The organism is Bradyrhizobium sp. BRP56 (genome assembly GCF_020194035.1).
GTDB lineage: Bacteria > Pseudomonadota > Alphaproteobacteria > Rhizobiales > Xanthobacteraceae > Bradyrhizobium > Bradyrhizobium australafricanum.
The window spans coordinates 45,998-61,939 of sequence record NZ_JADYVV010000011.1 but is presented as its reverse complement, the minus strand read 5'-3'; the positions used below and the strand labels follow the sequence as shown (position 1 = coordinate 61,939).

General features: G+C 64.0%; 16 protein-coding genes. 12 read left to right on the top strand and 4 right to left on the bottom strand.

Translation table 11 applies throughout. The features are described from left to right. The first annotated feature begins 93 nt into the window (after positions 1-93). The 6 genes from I6F38_RS10435 (at position 94) to I6F38_RS10410 (ending at position 5,681) form a co-directional block, all read left to right on the top strand. A complete protein-coding gene (locus tag I6F38_RS10435) occupies positions 94-273 on the top strand; it encodes a hypothetical protein (RefSeq protein WP_016843914.1) in 180 nt (59 codons plus the stop codon). Beyond that, a complete protein-coding gene (locus I6F38_RS10430; protein WP_225160241.1) occupies positions 273-836 on the top strand; it encodes a cytochrome C oxidase subunit II in 564 nt (187 codons plus the stop codon). Before I6F38_RS10435 ends, I6F38_RS10430 begins: the two co-directional genes overlap by 1 nt. Continuing rightward, on the top strand, positions 826-2,451 hold the full coding sequence (locus I6F38_RS10425) for a cbb3-type cytochrome c oxidase subunit I (protein ID WP_225160240.1): 1,626 nt from the start codon (positions 826-828) through the stop codon (positions 2,449-2,451). Before I6F38_RS10430 ends, I6F38_RS10425 begins: the two co-directional genes overlap by 11 nt. Then, positions 2,448-3,239: a c-type cytochrome gene (locus tag I6F38_RS10420; protein WP_225160239.1), complete on the top strand. Its 792-nt coding sequence runs from the start codon at positions 2,448-2,450 to the stop codon at positions 3,237-3,239. Before I6F38_RS10425 ends, I6F38_RS10420 begins: the two co-directional genes overlap by 4 nt. 92 nt (positions 3,240-3,331) lie before the next feature. Further along, on the top strand, positions 3,332-4,336 hold the full coding sequence (locus tag I6F38_RS10415) for a transglycosylase SLT domain-containing protein (RefSeq protein WP_225160238.1): 1,005 nt from the start codon (positions 3,332-3,334) through the stop codon (positions 4,334-4,336). Positions 4,337-4,499: 163 nt separating this feature from the next. After that, positions 4,500-5,681: a DUF2336 domain-containing protein gene (locus I6F38_RS10410; protein WP_225160237.1), complete on the top strand. Its 1,182-nt coding sequence runs from the start codon at positions 4,500-4,502 to the stop codon at positions 5,679-5,681. Between the two features lie 69 nt (positions 5,682-5,750). Here I6F38_RS10410 and I6F38_RS10405 read toward each other — a convergent pair whose 3' ends face one another. The 3 genes from I6F38_RS10405 to I6F38_RS10395 form a co-directional block, all read right to left on the bottom strand. After that, positions 5,751-6,329, bottom strand: a complete 579-nt coding sequence (locus I6F38_RS10405; protein WP_225160236.1) for an Hpt domain-containing protein — start codon at positions 6,327-6,329, stop codon at positions 5,751-5,753. A 9-nt stretch (positions 6,330-6,338) separates the two neighbouring features. After that, on the bottom strand, positions 6,339-6,884 hold the full coding sequence (locus I6F38_RS10400; protein WP_028336173.1) for a response regulator: 546 nt from the start codon (positions 6,882-6,884) through the stop codon (positions 6,339-6,341). A gap of 104 nt (positions 6,885-6,988) precedes the next feature. After that, positions 6,989-7,768, bottom strand: a complete 780-nt coding sequence (locus I6F38_RS10395; protein WP_028336174.1) for an NAD kinase — start codon at positions 7,766-7,768, stop codon at positions 6,989-6,991. Positions 7,769-7,930: 162 nt separating this feature from the next. Between I6F38_RS10395 and I6F38_RS10390 the strand changes: the two genes are divergently transcribed. Then, complete coding sequence (locus tag I6F38_RS10390; RefSeq protein WP_225160235.1) at positions 7,931-9,547, top strand: peptidase S10; 1,617 nt, start codon at positions 7,931-7,933, stop codon at positions 9,545-9,547. A gap of 268 nt (positions 9,548-9,815) precedes the next feature. Here the strand turns inward: I6F38_RS10390 and I6F38_RS10385 are convergent, their stop codons facing one another. Beyond that, positions 9,816-10,712 (bottom strand): DUF2189 domain-containing protein, encoded by an 897-nt coding sequence (locus tag I6F38_RS10385; protein WP_225160234.1) that lies wholly within the window; start codon positions 10,710-10,712, stop codon positions 9,816-9,818. Positions 10,713-11,258: 546 nt separating this feature from the next. On the opposite strand from I6F38_RS10385, the gene I6F38_RS10380 reads away from it, so the two are divergent. The 5 genes from I6F38_RS10380 (at position 11,259) to I6F38_RS10360 (ending at position 15,805) form a co-directional block, all read left to right on the top strand. Next, positions 11,259-12,092, top strand: coding sequence for a cytochrome c oxidase subunit II (locus I6F38_RS10380; protein WP_225160233.1), 834 nt, complete (start codon positions 11,259-11,261; stop codon positions 12,090-12,092). An 83-nt stretch (positions 12,093-12,175) separates the two neighbouring features. After that, a complete protein-coding gene (gene ctaD, locus I6F38_RS10375) occupies positions 12,176-13,951 on the top strand; it encodes a cytochrome c oxidase subunit I (RefSeq protein ID WP_225160232.1) in 1,776 nt (591 codons plus the stop codon). Continuing rightward, entirely contained in the window at positions 13,948-14,652 is a 705-nt protein-coding gene (locus tag I6F38_RS10370; RefSeq protein ID WP_225160231.1) for a cytochrome c oxidase subunit 3, read from the top strand. Before ctaD ends, I6F38_RS10370 begins: the two co-directional genes overlap by 4 nt. Positions 14,653-14,666: 14 nt before the next feature. Continuing rightward, positions 14,667-15,389: a heme-copper oxidase subunit III family protein gene (locus I6F38_RS10365; RefSeq protein ID WP_057019651.1), complete on the top strand. Its 723-nt coding sequence runs from the start codon at positions 14,667-14,669 to the stop codon at positions 15,387-15,389. Between the two features lie 8 nt (positions 15,390-15,397). Then, positions 15,398-15,805 carry a cytochrome C oxidase subunit IV family protein gene (locus tag I6F38_RS10360; protein WP_050384760.1) on the top strand — a complete coding sequence of 136 codons (408 nt, stop codon included), beginning with the start codon at positions 15,398-15,400 and terminating at the stop codon, positions 15,803-15,805. The last annotated feature ends 137 nt before the right edge of the window (positions 15,806-15,942 follow it).

The window sequence follows — 15,942 nt, the reverse complement described above, 5'->3', positions numbered from 1 at the left end:
AGCGGTTTTCCGAAACGATCATGCTCAAACAAAGGAGCTAAAGCGCGATGACTAGTCAACCTCGTCTCGTCGCGCGTTAAGGGGAGCGCGATCATGATCAACTCGTCTTCGCCGCAACCGCCGGCATCGGGCTCGGAAGACGATGATGTCGAGACCATCGTACGCGCCGGTCCAGGTGGCGCGGTCGCGGTCGCGGGCATTGCGACGGCCGTCGTGGTCGGGTTGTGGTTTGCATTCTATCTGCTGGTCTTCCTGCCGCGGAGCGTTCCCTGATGGCGAGCGAGACTGACCACAGCCTCGGCGAGGCCGTTGCCGCTCGGATCGAGCGGCGCTGGGCGACGCTGTCGATCGTCATTGTCGGCGTCCTGGTCGGCATGGCGACCTATATCGGCATCCATCAGGCGACGATGCCGCAGGGCCGGGTCGAAACCGCCGATCCCAAGACGCTGCATCTGTCGGGCGAATTCGTCGAGAGCAATCTCGGCAGCGAAATGCTGGCCGACGGATCGGTCACCGTGCGCGCGATTGGCCAGCAATATTCCTTCACACCGCAATGCATCGTGGTGCCTGCGGAGACTCCGATCACCTTCCGCGCCACCAGCGCCGATGTCGTCCACGGTTTTCTGATCGAGGGCACCAACATCAACACGATGCTGGTGCCGGGCTACGTCACCGACCTGCCGTTGCGCTTCAAGGCGCCGGGCGATCACGTGATGCCGTGCCAGGAATTCTGCGGCATCGGCCACCAGGGCATGTGGGGCAAGGTCAAGGTGGTCGACAAGGCTGCGTTCCGTGACATGGCGGCAGCTAAGCGGAGGCTGACCTGTGTTGATTAACAAGCGGCTGATCGCGGCGCATTTCTGGCTTGCCTTCATCGTGTTCGGCGTCGCGCTGGTGCTCGGCGCCTGGCAGATGTTCGTCCGCAGCCCGTTGAACGCCTGGCATTTCAATCCGGAATTCTACTATCGCTCGGTCACCGCCCATGGCTCGGCGATGGGATACGTCTTCCCGACACTGATCGCGATGGGATTCGGTTACGCGATCACCGAAGCCTCGCTCGAGAAAGAGCTGGTTGGACGGCGCTGGGCCTGGGTGGGCTTCTTCCTGGTCGCCGTCGGCGCCGTTGTCGCGATGATCCCGGTGTCGCTCGGGCTCGCCTCGGTGCTCTACACCTTCTATCCGCCGATGGTCGGCAATCCCTTCTATTACATCGGCGTCGTCATGGTCGTGGTCGGCTCATGGATCTGGGTCGCGCTGATGGTGACCAATTTCGTGATCTGGAAGCGCGAGAACCCGGGCAAGCCGGTGCCGCTTGCGATGTATGCCAATGTTGCGGGCTCACTGCTCTGGGGCTGGACCGCGGTCGGCGCGGCGCTTGAGATCCTGTTCCAGATCCTGCCCGTGGCGCTTGGGCTGACGTCGACGATCGATGCGGGGCTGGCCCGCGTCTTCTTCTCCTGGACGCTGCACGCCATCGTCTATTTCTGGCTGATCCCGACCTACATCGCCTACTACACGATCTTCCCGCGGGCGATCGGCGGCCGACTCTTCAGCGACCCGATGGCGCGGATCTCGTTCATCCTGTTCGTCGTGGTGGCGATGCCGATCGGCGTGCATCACCTCTTTGCCGACCCGCAGGTCGGCGCCGGATTCAAGTTCATGCATTCGGTGTTCACCGGCCTCGTCGCGCTGCCGACGCTGCTCACGGTGTTCACGATCTGCGCCTCGGCGGAGATTGCCAGCCGCCTGCGCGGTGGCCGCGGCGCCTTCGGCTGGATCGGCGCGCTGCCATGGTCCAATCCGATCATGCTGGCGACGGCGCTGTCGCTGGTCATGCTCGGCTTCGGCGGCGCCGGCGGTCTGATCAACATGAGCTATCAGCTCGACGCCACCGTGCACAACACGCAGTGGATCACCGGCCATTTCCACCTGATCTTCGGTGGCGCCATCGTGATCATGTATTTTGCCATCGCCTATGATCTGTGGCCGCATCTGACCGACCGGGCGCTGGACAGTTTTGGCCTGATGCGCACGCAGCTCTGGCTGTGGTTCATCGGCATGATCGTGACCACCTTCCCGTGGCACTATGTCGGTATTCTCGGCATGCCGCGCCGCATGGCGTATTACGACTATGCCAACCCGGCGATCTCGCCACAGGCCTTGTCGGTCACGATGTCGGCGATCGGCGGGCTCATTCTTCTGATATCGGGCCTGCTGTTCCTGCTGGTGCTGATCCGCGGGCAGTTCGGCGCGCGAGGCGAGGCGGGTGCGTACCGCTTCGCGGTGCCGCTGCACATGCCCGCGCGGATTCCGGTCGCGCTCAACTCATTCAGCCTGTGGCTCGCATTGATGGTCGGCCTCACCGTGGTGAACTATGGTTTCCCGATTGCGCAGCTGATGGCGCTGAACGAGACCAGCGTGCCCGCGGTCTATGTCGGAGCAGGCCGATGAGCGACCAGCCGCTGTTCTCGCTGCGCAATCCGTGGTTCGGCGCCAGCGTCGGCATCACGGTTGCCATCGCTGTGTTGTCGGCCGTCGCAGGCCTGATCTGGTTGCCGCTGGTGCAACCCAATTTGAAGCTTGCCGGCGTCTGGGATGCGATCTGCAGCGCTGCCGGCGTTCCGCGTGCCGCCGTGCAGGAGGCCGGCATCAAGCCGGATTTCAAGACGTCCAATGTCGTCATGACATCGGAGATGCTGACCAAGGCAGATCAGGTCTCGATCGGGCGGGGCGCAACGCTGGCGCAGCGCTGCGCGATCTGCCACGGACCGCAGGGCGTCAGCGACGCCCATTCACCGAATCTCGCCGGGCAATTTGCCGCGGTGACGTACAAGGAGCTGAATGACTTCAAGACCGGCGCGCGGGTCAGCGTGGTGATGAGCCCGTTCGCAGCGGCGATGAGCGATCAGGACATGAAGGACGTTGCGGCCTATTACGCCTATCTGCCGCGGGTGCCTTCGAACAATCTGGATACCGGGCGTCCCGCGCCGGCGATCGTGGTGACGGGCGCCCCGATGCGCAACATCGCGCCTTGCGGCTCCTGCCACGGCGATGTCGACAACAAGGCGGGAAGCCCCTGGCTCGGTGGGCAGTCGGCGGTCTACATCAAGGCGCAGCTCGAGGCCTTTGCATCCGGGGCCCGCCGCAACGACATCAGCCAGCAGATGCGCAACATCGCGCGCCAGATGACGGCCGAGGAGATCGACCAGGTCGCGCATTACTACGAGGCCCAGCCCTGAACCGACGCTATTAACGCGCCATTAACCATAATTACGGCACCTTGACGGGACATGGGTGCCGATTGCCGGCGCCCGGCAAGGCACCCGGACAGATGGCGGTCGACCTCTTCAATGCGACGGCTTCGGCAGGTGTCGATCCCTCGCGACTGAAGGTCGCGAGCTCGATCAAGCAGGCGGCCGCGACCACCGGCACGAGCTTCGAATATCTGCTCACGACCGCGAAGATGGAATCCAATTTCAATCCGCGGGCCGGCGCCACGACCTCGTCGGCGCATGGACTTTATCAATTCATCGACCAGACCTGGCTCGGCACCGTCAAGGAGGCCGGAAGCCAGCTCGGTTATGGCCAGTACGCCGACGCCATCACCAGGAATTCCGACGGCAGCTATTCGGTCAGCGATCCCTCGGCGCGCGCCGCGGTCATGAAGCTGCGCGACGATCCGGACGCGGCGTCCTCGATGGCGGCGGTGCTGACGCAGTCCAACAGCTTCAAGCTTACCGGCAAGCTCGGCCGCCGTCCGACCGATGCCGAACTCTACATGGCCCACTTCATGGGCGTCGGCGGCGCCGGCAAGCTGATCTCGAGCGCCGAGGACAGCCCGAGCGCCAATGCGGCCGCGATGTTTCCGAAGGCGGCGGCCGCCAACCAGTCGATCTTCTACGACAGGTCGGGCAGCGCGCGCAGCGTCAGCCAGGTCTATTCGGTGCTGACCACGCGCTACGCCGCGGCCGCGAACTCCAAGGACACGCGCACCGCCTTCGCCGCGGCGGGCGGCGACACCATGTCGCCTTACGCGATCGCAAGCGCCGCGCCGACCACGGCGCTGACCATGGACACCGCGTCCTATCTCTCGACCTTCCCGGACTCCCGGTCGGCCGCGCCCGTCGCTGCGACTTCGGCCGTCGCATCGGCGCAGCCGGCGCCGACCTTCCGCTCGCTCTACCAGGCCGGCGACCGCTCGGAGCCGATCTCGCCGGCGGTGCAGGAGCTGTGGGGCAATTCCGCCTCGCTGACCGCCTCGGCGACGCCAAAGGTCCGCGCGCCCGGACGGCTCGACCTGTTCAGCGATCCGAGCGGCACCTACAGCAACGGCTAGCGCTGTCTTGCTGCGCGCGCGAAGCCGCGCGCCGTTGCGGCTTTAACGAAACGTCAATAATCCCAAACGTTTATGGTGAACCCTTTGTTAAGCGTCATGGTTTATTTTTCCTTGCGGTGGCGTCGTATGTCGATGCCGTTTCGTTGCGTAAGCCGGAAGGACCATGATCGTTCGGCAGTTTATTAGTTGGATTAGGACCGCTCCTGCAGGTGAACGAGCAGAGGCAACGCGGGCGTTGGCCCGGGCCTGGCTCATCTCGGATCTCACCGAGGACGACCGCATCGCAGCCGAAGGCGCGCTGCTGATGCTGCTCGACGACCCGTCGCCGCTGGTACGGCAGGCGATGGCCGAGGTGTTCGCGCGCAGCGTGGACGCGCCTGCCGCAATCGTACAGGCGCTGTCGGCCGACCAGCCGGCGATCGCGCTGCCGGTGCTGGAGCATTCACCGCTCCTGATCGATGCCGACCTCGTCGACATCGTCGCCACCGGCTCCGACGAGATGCAGTGCGCGATCGCGCGACGCACCAATCTGCCGGCCTCCGTCGCCGCCGCGATTGCTGAGGTCGGCTCGGCGGCGGCCGCGCTCGAGCTGATTGAAAATCCTTACGCTGGCCTCGCGCCGTTCTCCTGGGATCGCATCGTCGAGCGCCACGGCCATCTCGCCGCCATCAGGGAATCGATGCTGCAGCTGGACGACCTGCCGTCGGCAACGCGGCTGGCGCTGGTCGCAAAGCTCTCCGACACGCTGGCGCAGTTCGTCGTCGCGCGAAACTGGCTCGGCGCCGATCGGGCCGACCGCATCGCCGGCGAGGCCAGGGAACGCTCCACGGTGAACATCGCCGCGCGCGCCTTCGGCGACGACATGCAGAACCTGATCACGCATCTGCGCGCCACGGGGCAATTGACCGCCGGGCTGATCCTGCGCGCGCTGTTGTCGGGCAATCTCGATCTGTTCGGTGCGGCGCTCGCAGAACTGTCCGGGCTGCCCTATGGCCGCGTCTCCGCACTGTTGAACGACCGCGGCGGCAACGGCCTGCAGGCGCTGCTGCGCCGTGCCGGCCTGCCGGAATCCACCTACGCCGCGTTCCGCGTTGCGCTCGAGGCGAGCCACGAGGTCGGCTATGTCGACAGCGGCGACGGCGCGGCGCGGCTGCATCGCCGCATGGTGGAGCGGGTGCTGACGCATTGCGAGACCGATCATTCGGCGGCCGAGCCGCTTCTGATCCTGCTGCGCCGCTTCGCGACGGAATCGGCTCGCGAGGACGCACGGATGTTCTGCGAGGAGCTCGCCGCGGAAGACGCCATCGCGGTGCTGCCCTACGACGACGATCTCATCGCGGCCTGAGGGCCGCGCTTCCTTCCCATCGACGGATGCTTGAGTGGGCTGCCGCAATGCGAGCAGCCGGCCGCGCGGCTATTCGCCGGGCACGATGCTCGGCGCGAGGATCGCCTCGAGGTGCTCGGGACGGTCGCGGTTGGCGTGGGTCAGGAATTCGTCGGCGATGCCGCGGAGCTGCTTGCTCAGCACGCCGGCGACGACCGCGGTGTCGAGCTTGGTGCGGTTGCGCACGATCGCCTGCACGGCGTTGATGTGGTGCGCAATCAGCTGTGGCGGCACGGCGCCGAGATCCGGCGCGTGCTCGATGATGCGGCACAGGCTCTCCGCGGCTGCGGCGGCCGACGGATAGCCGAATGTCGCGGCATCGCCCTTGATGTCATGCGCGGCGCGGAACAACTCCTCGCGCGTCTTGTCGCTGAAGCCGTCGCGCTGCACGGTGGCGTGCGCGGCGGAGAGGCGGTCGGCCTCGATCGTCATCCACTCCTTGAACTCGCCCGACAGCCCGGCGAGCGCCTTTTCGGCGCGGCCGACCGGATCGTCGAGATCGCTCTCGGGGACGCGCAGCAGCATCTTGCGCAGCGGATTGGGCTGCGTGATGACGTGGTGCGTGCCGAAACTCCTGACCTCGATCGTCCCGGGTTTGTCTTTCGCCATGGCGATGTCCTAGATGGCCGAGCGCGCCTTTTCGAGCAGCGACGGTTGTTGCAGCACCTCGACCTCGCCGCTGCCGCGGCGTTCGGGGCCGATATAGGTGTTGGTGGTGTTCCGGCGGCGGTCGGGGCCGAAATAGGTCTTGGTCTTGATGAACGGGCGCGGGTTGGCGACCACGTTCATGATGCGCTGGTAGAGGCCCTTGGCCGAGATCGGCTTGGCCAAGAATTCGGTGACGCCGGCATCGCGCGCCACGGTGACACGGCGCTTCTCGGAATGCCCGGTCAGCATGATGATCGGCGCGTAGGGGTTGCCCTTGGATTCCGGCTGCCGGATCATCTGCGCAAGCTCGAGCCCGTCGAAGATCGGCATCGACCAGTCGGTGATGACGATGTCGGGTACGTAGTGCGTATACATCTCGAGCGCGGTGGCGCCGTCCTCGGCCTCATACACCTCGCGCGCGCCGAACGAATGCAGCAGCGTCCGCAGGATGCGGCGCATGTGCGGATTGTCGTCGCAAATCAAAAATCGCAGCTTGTTGAAATCGATGCGATACATGGTCCGGCCCCGAACGGGCATACCGGGCCAACGCGGTATTACCCGACGTTAACCATATCCCGCCCGGGGTTAATGATTGGTTGCCGGGCAAGGGGCAGACGCCGTCAGTAGCCGAATTGCTCGCGCAGGATGCGCTCCTCCAGCGAGTGGCCGGGGTCGAACAGCATCCGCATCGCGATCGTCTTGTCGGACAGCACCTCGACCCGGCGGACGTCGCGGACCTCGTCATGGTCGGCAACCGCGGCGACCGGGCGCTTCTCGCCCTCGATCACCTCGATCACCACGAAGGCGGAATTCGGCAGCAGCGCGCCGCGCCAGCGCCGCGGCCGGAATGCGCTGATCGGGGTCAGCGCCAACAGTGCCGCGTTGATCGGCAGGATCGGCCCCTGGGCCGAGAGGTTGTAGGCGGTCGATCCGGCCGGCGTTGCCACCAGGATGCCGTCGGCCATCAGCTCGGGCATCCGCTCGTGCTCGTCGATCAGGATGCGCAGCTTGGCGACCTGGTAGGTCTGCCGGAACAGCGCGACCTCGTTGATGGCGTGATGCAGATGCACGGCGCCGTGGATGTCGGTGGCGCGCATCAACAGCGGATTGATCAGCGACTCCCGCGCGGCGGCAAGCCGGGTCCGCAGATCATGCGTCGAATATTCGTTCATCAGGAAGCCGACGGTGCCGCGGTGCATGCCGTAGATCGGCTTGCCGCTGCGCATGTTGGCGTGCAGCGTCTGCAGCATCAAACCGTCGCCGCCGAGCGCGACCACGACGTCGGCATCCGCGGGTAGATGGTTGCCGTACATTTCCGTCAGCTGCTCGAGCGCCGACTGCGCTTCCACGCTCGCGCTGGCGACGAAGGCGATCTTGTCATACCGCTTGGAGCTGGCCATTCGCTCACGAACTCGTTTGGCACGGAACACGCCGCGCTCGTCTATACATCCCGGGCGGCCTTGTCGAGATGGTCCGGGAACGGACCGCAACCACGCCGGCGCCGCCAAACTAGCGCAGTTTGCTGCTGGATTGAGTAAATCGGGGCGCAGGGAGTGAACGATATGGCTAACAGTCTTGCGACACGGTTCGCCGCGGCGTTGCTGGTGGCCTGCCTTGCGACCGCGGCGCGAGCCGACGATGACGTCCCGCAGCCATCGCCGTCGCCGAGCGCGCAGGCCCCAAGCGGCCAGAACCCAAGCGGCCAGAACCCAGGTGGTCAGAACCCGAGCGGCCAGAAGGGGCGGGCAGGGCGCGGCGGCGAGGCTGGCGCCGGCGCCAACGCTGCGGCCAGCGGCTCGACCGCCGAGCAGCACCGCCTGCCGCCGGACTCCACGACCAAGCAATCGGTCGCGCTGCCTTCCCGCACGCTGAACTTCAGCGCGACCGCGGGTTCGATCCGCGTGTTCGACGACAAGGGCGAGCCGCTCGCCGACATCGCCTATACATCCTACCAGCTCGACGGCGCCGAGAAGGCGAACCGGCCGGTGACCTTCCTGTTCAACGGCGGTCCGGGCTCCGCGTCGGCCTGGCTGCAATTCGGCAATGTCGGGCCGTGGCGGCTGCCGTTCGATGGCGCGGTGTCCTCGGCCGCGCCCGAGCTGCAGGCCAATGCCGACACCTGGCTCGATTTCACCGATCTCGTCTTCATCGATCCCGTCGGCACCGGCTACAGCCGCTTTGTCACGACGTCGGAGGAGGCGCGCAAGCGCTTCTTTACCGTCGACGGCGACGCCAATTCGGTCGCGCTGGTGATCCGCCGCTGGCTGGAGAAATACGACCGGCTGACCTCGCCGAAATATCTCGTCGGCGAAAGCTATGGCGGCATTCGCGGGCCCAAGGTGGTGCGCAATCTGCAAATGCAGCAGGGCGTCGGCGTCCGCGGCCTGGTGCTGATCTCGCCGGTGCTCGATTTCCGCGAATATACCGGCTCCAGCCTCCTGCAATATGTCGCAAGCCTGCCGACCATGGCGGCGGTCGCGCGACAGGCAAAGGGTCCGGTGACGCGCGAGGATCTCGCCGACGTCGAGAGTTACGCGCGCGGCGATTTCCTGCTCGACCTCGTCAAGGGTCAGGCCGACACTGAGGCCACCACGCGGCTCGCCGACAAGGTCGCAAGCCTGACCGGAATCGATCAGGCGGTGAGCCGCCGGCTCGCCGGCCGTTTCGACATCGGCGAATTCCGCCGCGAGTTCGATCGCAAGAACGGCAAGGTGACCGGCCGCTACGACGCCTCCATCGAAGGCTTCGATCCCTATCCGGATTCCAGCTATTTCCGCTTCAACGATCCGTCCGGCGATCCGCTGATGGCGCCTTTGACCAGCGCCGCCGTCGACCTCACCACGCGCAAGCTGAACTGGCGGCCGGACGGCTCCTATCATCTGCTCAGCGAAAGCGTGAACAAGGCCTGGGAGTTCGGTCACGGCATCAGTCCGGCGGAGTCGGTGACGCAGCTTCGCCAGGCGCTGGCGCTCGACCCCAACCTGAAACTCCTGGTCGGCCACGGCCTGTTTGATCTCGCCACGCCGTACTTCGCCTCGAAGATCATCCTCGATCAGTTGCCGGCCTTCGCGGGCCCGGGCCGCACCAGGCTCGCGGTCTATCCCGGCGGCCACATGTTCTACTCCCGCGACGGCTCGCGCCAGGCGTTCCGCAAGGAGGTCGAGGCGCTGATGAGGTAAGGGGATGTGGCGGTGTGGGTTGCGCCGTCGCTGCAAATACGGTCGTCGTCCTGGCGAAGGCCAGGACCTATAACCACCAAATTCGATTGTGAACGGGATCGCGGCCCCGGCGTCGCGCAACAAATTCCGCTTGGGGTAATGGGTCCTGGCTTTCGCCAGGACGACATCGATAGTGTGACACGGCCGACATCCACCTTCGTCATCCCGGCCCCCGTGCGCAATTGCGCACCAGGCCGGAACGACAGCGACATGCTTCGCGCGAAAACGCTTAGCGCTCACGGCTCCACGGGAAGAGGGAGGCCGGGAAATCGGCCGCGTAGCGGTGACCGATCGGCGGGCGGGGCTCTTCTTGCGGAGGATTCCGGTCAGGCTCGACCACCTTCCTGTAAAGATGCCAGGTCGCATGACCAAGCACCGGCAGAGCGACGCAGAGACCGACGAAGAATGGCAGTGAGCCCACCGCCAGCAATACCGCAACGATCAATCCCCACGCGGCCATCTCAATTGGATTCATCATCACGGCCCGTATCGAGGTGCGGATCGCATCGATCGCGGTCGCGTGACGGTCGAGCATCAGTGGAAATGACACGACGCTGACGCATAGGGCAACCAAGGCGAAAAGGAAGCCGACGCCGCATCCGACGATGATGAGCGACCAGCCTTCGGGCGTCGTCAACACGCGCTTTGCGAAATCAGGGATGCTCGCAGCCGGCGCATAGCCGAATGTCATGATGTAGATCGCGTCCGCGGTGGCGATCCAGACCCCGAACAGAACGAACAGAAGAACGCCAAGCTCGAACATGGCGCCGAACGACGGCGCGCGCAGCACCTGCATTGCATCCCAGGCTCCTGGCTCCTCTCCGCGTTCGCGCCGTCGGCTCAGTTCGTAGAGGCCGAGCCCGGCGAAAGGACCGATCAGGGCGAAGCCGGCGGCGAGCGGAAACAGCAGCGGCAGCACCGAATAGCCAAGCACAAGTCTGAACAGGACAAGTCCGAGCACGGGATACATCACGCACAGGACGATTGCGTGGGTCGGGATGGCCTTGAAGTCTTCCCAGCCGAGGCGCAACGCGTCGCCCAGGTCGGAAAGGCTGATCTTGCGAACGACGAAGGCGGTAGAGACGCCAAACAATTGCAGCTTGGGTCGTGCGAACACCGTGGTCATGGTTCCGGTCTCCTTGCTTGTGGCCGCAGGGGAACGGAGCGCCATCAACACACGCACATCCGCCTCATGCGCGAAAATCGCGACTGAGTCCGGCAAATCAGATTCAACCAGAAGGAGCTTGCCGGACGACGTCTGTCGCAACCGGTCAAGTAAAACTAGTCCGATGCGCGGCAGAAGCAAGGTGGCGAATGCGGTCGGGAGAATTGTGCAGATGCACAAACGAGGTCTTGCGATGCACCATGCGATTGGGGAGGGCCGATCAGTGTTCGCGGCATCCAATGCATTCCCGCCAACACGCGCCGGACAGCGGCGGGCATGACTCCTCTATTGACGTCTGGCTCGATGGGTACCATGTTGATGCTTGACGCCCCCAGCTCCGATGAGGTTGCGGCCGTGACGTTGAGTTTTTGTCATGTCCCAGCATCGCGACCGGCAGAATGGGCGAGGCAAAAGCCACGGTGATGGTGAACGTGAGACCATCCCTCTGACGTGAGCTCCGCCCTTTCGTTCGTCTCCGCAGCCTTCGATGGCAAGGAGGAATGAGGGATGGCTGTAGCGATTTTACTGCTCCTGGTTGCCGTCGCCTCGGTGCTGTTCCACCTCTACAGCCCCTGGTGGTGGACCCCGATTGCCTCGAACTGGAGCTATATCGACCACACGATCAACCTGACATTCTGGATCACCGGAGCGGTGTTCTGCGCGGTGATCGTGTTCATGGCCTATTGCGTCCTGCGCTTTCACCACACCGAGGGACGGCGCGCCCACTACAATCCCGAGAACAAGAAGCTCGAATGGTGGCTCAGCATCGGCACCGCGATCGGCGTCGTCGCCATGCTGGCGCCGGGCCTCATCGTCTGGCACCAGTTCGTCACCGTTCCCGCCGACGCGACCGACGTCGAGGTCGTTGGACAACAGTGGATGTGGAGTTATCGGCTTCCGGGAAAGGACGGCCGGCTCGGCACGTCAGACGCGCGCCTGATCAGTTCCGAGAATCCTCTGGGGTTGAATCCTAACGATCCGAACGGGCAGGACGACATCGTCGTGCAAAACGAGGATTTGCATCTGCCGGTCGGGAAGCCGGTGAAGGTGCTGCTCCGCTCGATCGACGTCCTGCATGATTTCTACGTGCCCGAGTTCCGGGCGAAGATGGATATGATCCCTGGCTCGGTGACCTACTACTGGCTCACGCCGACCCGGACCGGAACCTTCGACGTCCTCTGCGCGGAGCTTTGCGGTGCCGCGCACGCACAGATGCGCAGCAAGGTCGTCGTGGAAGAAGAGAAGGAATATCACGCGTGGCTGGACAAGCAGCACACGTTCGCCGCCTTGTCCGGCCAGCGCAACGTCGCGAAGGCCGCGTACAAGACTGGCAGCGAATGAACATGCCGACGAGGATCGGCCGGATGTTCGGCCGGATATGAAGTGAACTCGTCGCTGAGCGGAAGACCAAGGAGGGTATTCCGATGGTCGATATCCCGTTTGATCAGGTCGCAGGCATCCCGCCCGCCGAAGTAGGTGAGGTCGAGCTCTATCATCCGCACAGCTGGTGGACGCGGTACGTCTTTTCGCAAGACGCCAAGGTTATCGCCGTCCAGTACTCGATCACGGCGATGTCGATCGGAATGGTTGCGCTGGTGCTGTCGTGGATGATGCGGCTGCAACTGGGATTTCCCGGCACATTCTCCTTTATCGATGCCAACCAGTACCTTCAGTTCATCACCATGCACGGCATGATCATGGTGATCTACCTGCTCACGGCGTTGTTCCTCGGCGGCTTCGGCAACTACCTCATCCCGCTGATGGTCGGCGCGCGGGACATGGTCTTCCCCTACGTGAACATGCTGAGCTATTGGGTCTACCTGCTCGCGGTGCTGGTGCTGGCCGCGACGTTCTTCGTGCCGGGCGGGCCGACCGGCGCCGGCTGGACGCTTTATCCACCCCAGGCGATTCTCTCCGGTACCCCCGGACAGGACTGGGGCATCGTTCTCATGCTGGCATCGCTGATCCTGTTCATCATCGGCTTCACGATGGGCGGGCTCAATTACGTGGTGACGGTGCTGCAGGCCCGCACCCGCGGCATGACCTTGATGCGCATGCCTTTGACGGTGTGGGGCATCTTCACCGCCACCGTGATGGCGCTGCTGGCGTTCCCGGCGCTGTTCGTGGCCTCGGTGATGCTGTTGCTGGACCGCCTCCTTGGAACCAGTTTCTTCATGCCGACACTGGTCGAGATGGGCCAGCTGACCAAGTATGGCGGCGGCAGCCCGATCCTGTTCCAGCATTTGTTCTGGTTCTTCGGCCATCCCGAGGTCTACATCGTCGCGCTGCCGGCGTTCGGCATCATCTCGGATCTGATCAGTACGCACGCGCGCAAGAACATCTTCGGCTATCGCATGATGGTCTGGGCGATCGTGGCGATCGGGGCGCTGAGCTTCGTTGTGTGGGCGCACCACATGTATGTCAGCGGCATGCACCCGTATTTCGGGTTCTTCTTCGCCACCACGACGCTCATCATCGCGATCCCGACCGCGATCAAGGTCTACAACTGGGTGCTGACGCTTTGGCGCGGCGACATCCATCTCACGGTGCCGATGCTGTTTGCGCTCGGTTTCATCGTCACCTTCGTCAATGGCGGCCTGACGGGGCTGTTCCTCGGCAACGTTGTCGTCGACGTTCCGCTGTCCGATACGATGTTCGTCGTCGCGCACTTCCACATGGTGATGGGGATTGCGCCGATCATGGCCGTGTTCGGCGGGATCTATCATTGGTATCCGAAGGTCACCGGGCGGATGCTCAATGATGCGCTCGGACGCTTCCACTTCTGGGTGACGTTCATCGGGGCCTATGCGGTGTTCTTCCCGATGCACTATCTCGGCCTGCTCGGGATGCCACGCCGCTATCACGACATCGGCGAGACCTCGTTCGTCCCGGCATCCGCCCATGACCTCAATGCGTTCATGAGCGTGGCGGCGCTGATTGTCGGCTTCGCCCAGCTCGTCTTCCTGTTCAATCTGGTCTGGAGCCTGTTCAAGGGAAGAGAGGCGGGCGGCAATCCCTGGGGTGCCACCTCGCTGGAATGGCAGACGCCGGAGACCCCGCCGGGGCACGGCAACTGGAGCAAGGAGCTCCCCGTCGTCTATCGCTGGGCCTATGATTACAGCGTGCCCGGTTCCGCGAGAGACTTCATCCCGCAGAATGAACCGCCGGCCAAGGTGCTGGCCCAGGGAGCCCATCCGTGAGTGCCATCGTCCTGTTCATTGCTACGATTGCAGCGATCGCGGGATGGTGGCTCTCGCAGCAACGGCTGGCCGCCAAGCCGTGGCTGGAGCAGGGCATTGCCGTCGATCTTCGCGGCGATCTCGGCTCTTCAGTGCCGGCGGCGAAAATCGGCCTCGGTGTTTTTCTCGCGGTGGTCGGCTCGCTGTTCGCGCTCCTGATCAGCGCCTACTCGATGCGCACCACCATGGTGGACTGGCGCGAGCTGCCGCTGCCGAGGCTGGTGTGGTTCAACACCGGCGTCCTCGTCATCAGCAGCGTGGCGCTGCAATGGGCGCTGATGGCCGCGCGCCGCGACGACCGTGAGGGCCTGATCGCGGGTCTGTTGGCCGGCGGTGCATCGGCCGTGATGTTCCTGATCGGGCAGCTCGTGGTGTGGCAGCAGCTCAACATCGCCGGCTATGTCATGGCGTCGAATCCGGCCAATTCCTTCTTCTATCTGATCACCGCGCTCCACGGGCTGCACGTGACCGGCGGCCTGGTGGCGCTCGGCAGAGCGACCGTAAAACTGTGGCGCGGCGCGCCGATGACGCAGATGCGCCTGAGCGTCGAGCTTTGTACCATCTACTGGCATTTCCTGTTGCTAGTGTGGCTGGTCCTGCTCGGTCTGCTGACGGGCTGGACCGACAATTTCGTCGACATCTGTCGCCAGTTGCTCACCTAGCGAGGCAGGAAGCGATGACAGAAACCACACTCGCAACCCCCAAGGCGCTGCCCGGAACGATACCCGGATTGCGCGGCATCGCCGCCGACTGGGCCTCGGACCAGCGCGCGTTCAAGAACGTGTCCTGGGGGAAGGCCATGATGTGGATCTTCCTTCTGAGCGACACCTTCATCTTCAGCTGCTTCCTGCTGTCGTACATGACGGCGCGAATGTCGACGACCGTGCCGTGGCCCAACCCCAGCGAAGTATTCGCGCTCAATATCGGCGGCCAGCACATCCCGCTCATCCTGATCGCGATCATGACCTTCATCCTGATCAGCAGCAGCGGGACGATGGCGATGGCCGTCAACTTCGGTTACCGCCGGGATCGCGTCAAAACGGCCGCCTTGATGCTGGCCACCGCGGCATTCGGCGCGACGTTCGTCGGAATGCAGGCCTTCGAATGGACCAAGCTGATCATGGAGGGCGTGCGGCCCTGGGGCAACCCGTGGGGCGCACCGCAATTTGGCGCTTCCTTCTTCATGATCACCGGCTTCCACGGCACCCACGTGACCATCGGCGTGATCTTCCTGATCGCCATCGCGCGAAAGGTTTGGCGGGGAGACTTCGACGTCGAGCGGCGCGGCTTTTTCACGAGCCGCAAGGGCTACTACGAGATCGTCGAAATCATGGGCCTGTACTGGCATTTCGTCGATCTGGTCTGGGTGTTCATCTTTGCCTTCTTTTATCTCTGGTGAGGTCGCGCATGACAGAAGCAGCGGTACATGTGGAAGGGCAGGCAGCACAGCATGCGCTACACAGCTATGTGCATGGCGCGGTGGCATCGGGCGCCGCGCATGCAGAGGGCCAGCAGCACCCGATCAAGCTCTATCTCGTGGTCTGGGGATGGTTGTTCGTGCTCAGCACCTGCTCCTATCTCGTCGACTATTTTGGTATCCACGGCCACCTGCGATGGTCGCTGATCCTGCTGTTCATGGTGCTGAAGGCCGGCCTGATCGTCGCTGTATTCATGCACATGGCCTGGGAGCGGTTGGCGTTGGCCTACGCCATCCTGTTGCCGCCGGTGCTGGTGCTGGTTTTTGTCGGGATCATGATGTTCGAATCCGACTATACGCATCTGCTTCGGGTGATGTTCTTCGCGTCAGCAAGCTAAGAATGGGACGGCCATGACCGCGTGGGTCATGGTGGACAAGGCAAGGCGTCCTGAAGGCGGGGGACTCGCCACATCGTCCGGAACCCTGCGATGCAGGCCTTTGGCCGATGGTTTTTTCGAACCGACGAGGAATTAGT

Coding starts and splice junctions, on each gene's coding strand:
- I6F38_RS10435 (WP_016843914.1), top strand. CDS start 94: ATGATCAACTCGTCTTCGCCGCAACCGCCGGCATCGGGCTCGGAAGAC.
- I6F38_RS10430 (WP_225160241.1), top strand. CDS start 273: ATGGCGAGCGAGACTGACCACAGCCTCGGCGAGGCCGTTGCCGCTCGG.
- I6F38_RS10420 (WP_225160239.1), top strand. CDS start 2,448: ATGAGCGACCAGCCGCTGTTCTCGCTGCGCAATCCGTGGTTCGGCGCC.
- I6F38_RS10415 (WP_225160238.1), top strand. CDS start 3,332: ATGGCGGTCGACCTCTTCAATGCGACGGCTTCGGCAGGTGTCGATCCC.
- I6F38_RS10410 (WP_225160237.1), top strand. CDS start 4,500: ATGATCGTTCGGCAGTTTATTAGTTGGATTAGGACCGCTCCTGCAGGT.
- I6F38_RS10405 (WP_225160236.1), bottom strand. CDS start 6,329: ATGGCGAAAGACAAACCCGGGACGATCGAGGTCAGGAGTTTCGGCACG.
- I6F38_RS10400 (WP_028336173.1), bottom strand. CDS start 6,884: ATGTATCGCATCGATTTCAACAAGCTGCGATTTTTGATTTGCGACGAC.
- I6F38_RS10395 (WP_028336174.1), bottom strand. CDS start 7,768: ATGGCCAGCTCCAAGCGGTATGACAAGATCGCCTTCGTCGCCAGCGCG.
- I6F38_RS10390 (WP_225160235.1), top strand. CDS start 7,931: ATGGCTAACAGTCTTGCGACACGGTTCGCCGCGGCGTTGCTGGTGGCC.
- I6F38_RS10385 (WP_225160234.1), bottom strand. CDS start 10,712: ATGACCACGGTGTTCGCACGACCCAAGCTGCAATTGTTTGGCGTCTCT.
- I6F38_RS10380 (WP_225160233.1), top strand. CDS start 11,259: ATGGCTGTAGCGATTTTACTGCTCCTGGTTGCCGTCGCCTCGGTGCTG.
- ctaD (WP_225160232.1), top strand. CDS start 12,176: ATGGTCGATATCCCGTTTGATCAGGTCGCAGGCATCCCGCCCGCCGAA.
- I6F38_RS10365 (WP_057019651.1), top strand. CDS start 14,667: ATGACAGAAACCACACTCGCAACCCCCAAGGCGCTGCCCGGAACGATA.
- I6F38_RS10360 (WP_050384760.1), top strand. CDS start 15,398: ATGACAGAAGCAGCGGTACATGTGGAAGGGCAGGCAGCACAGCATGCG.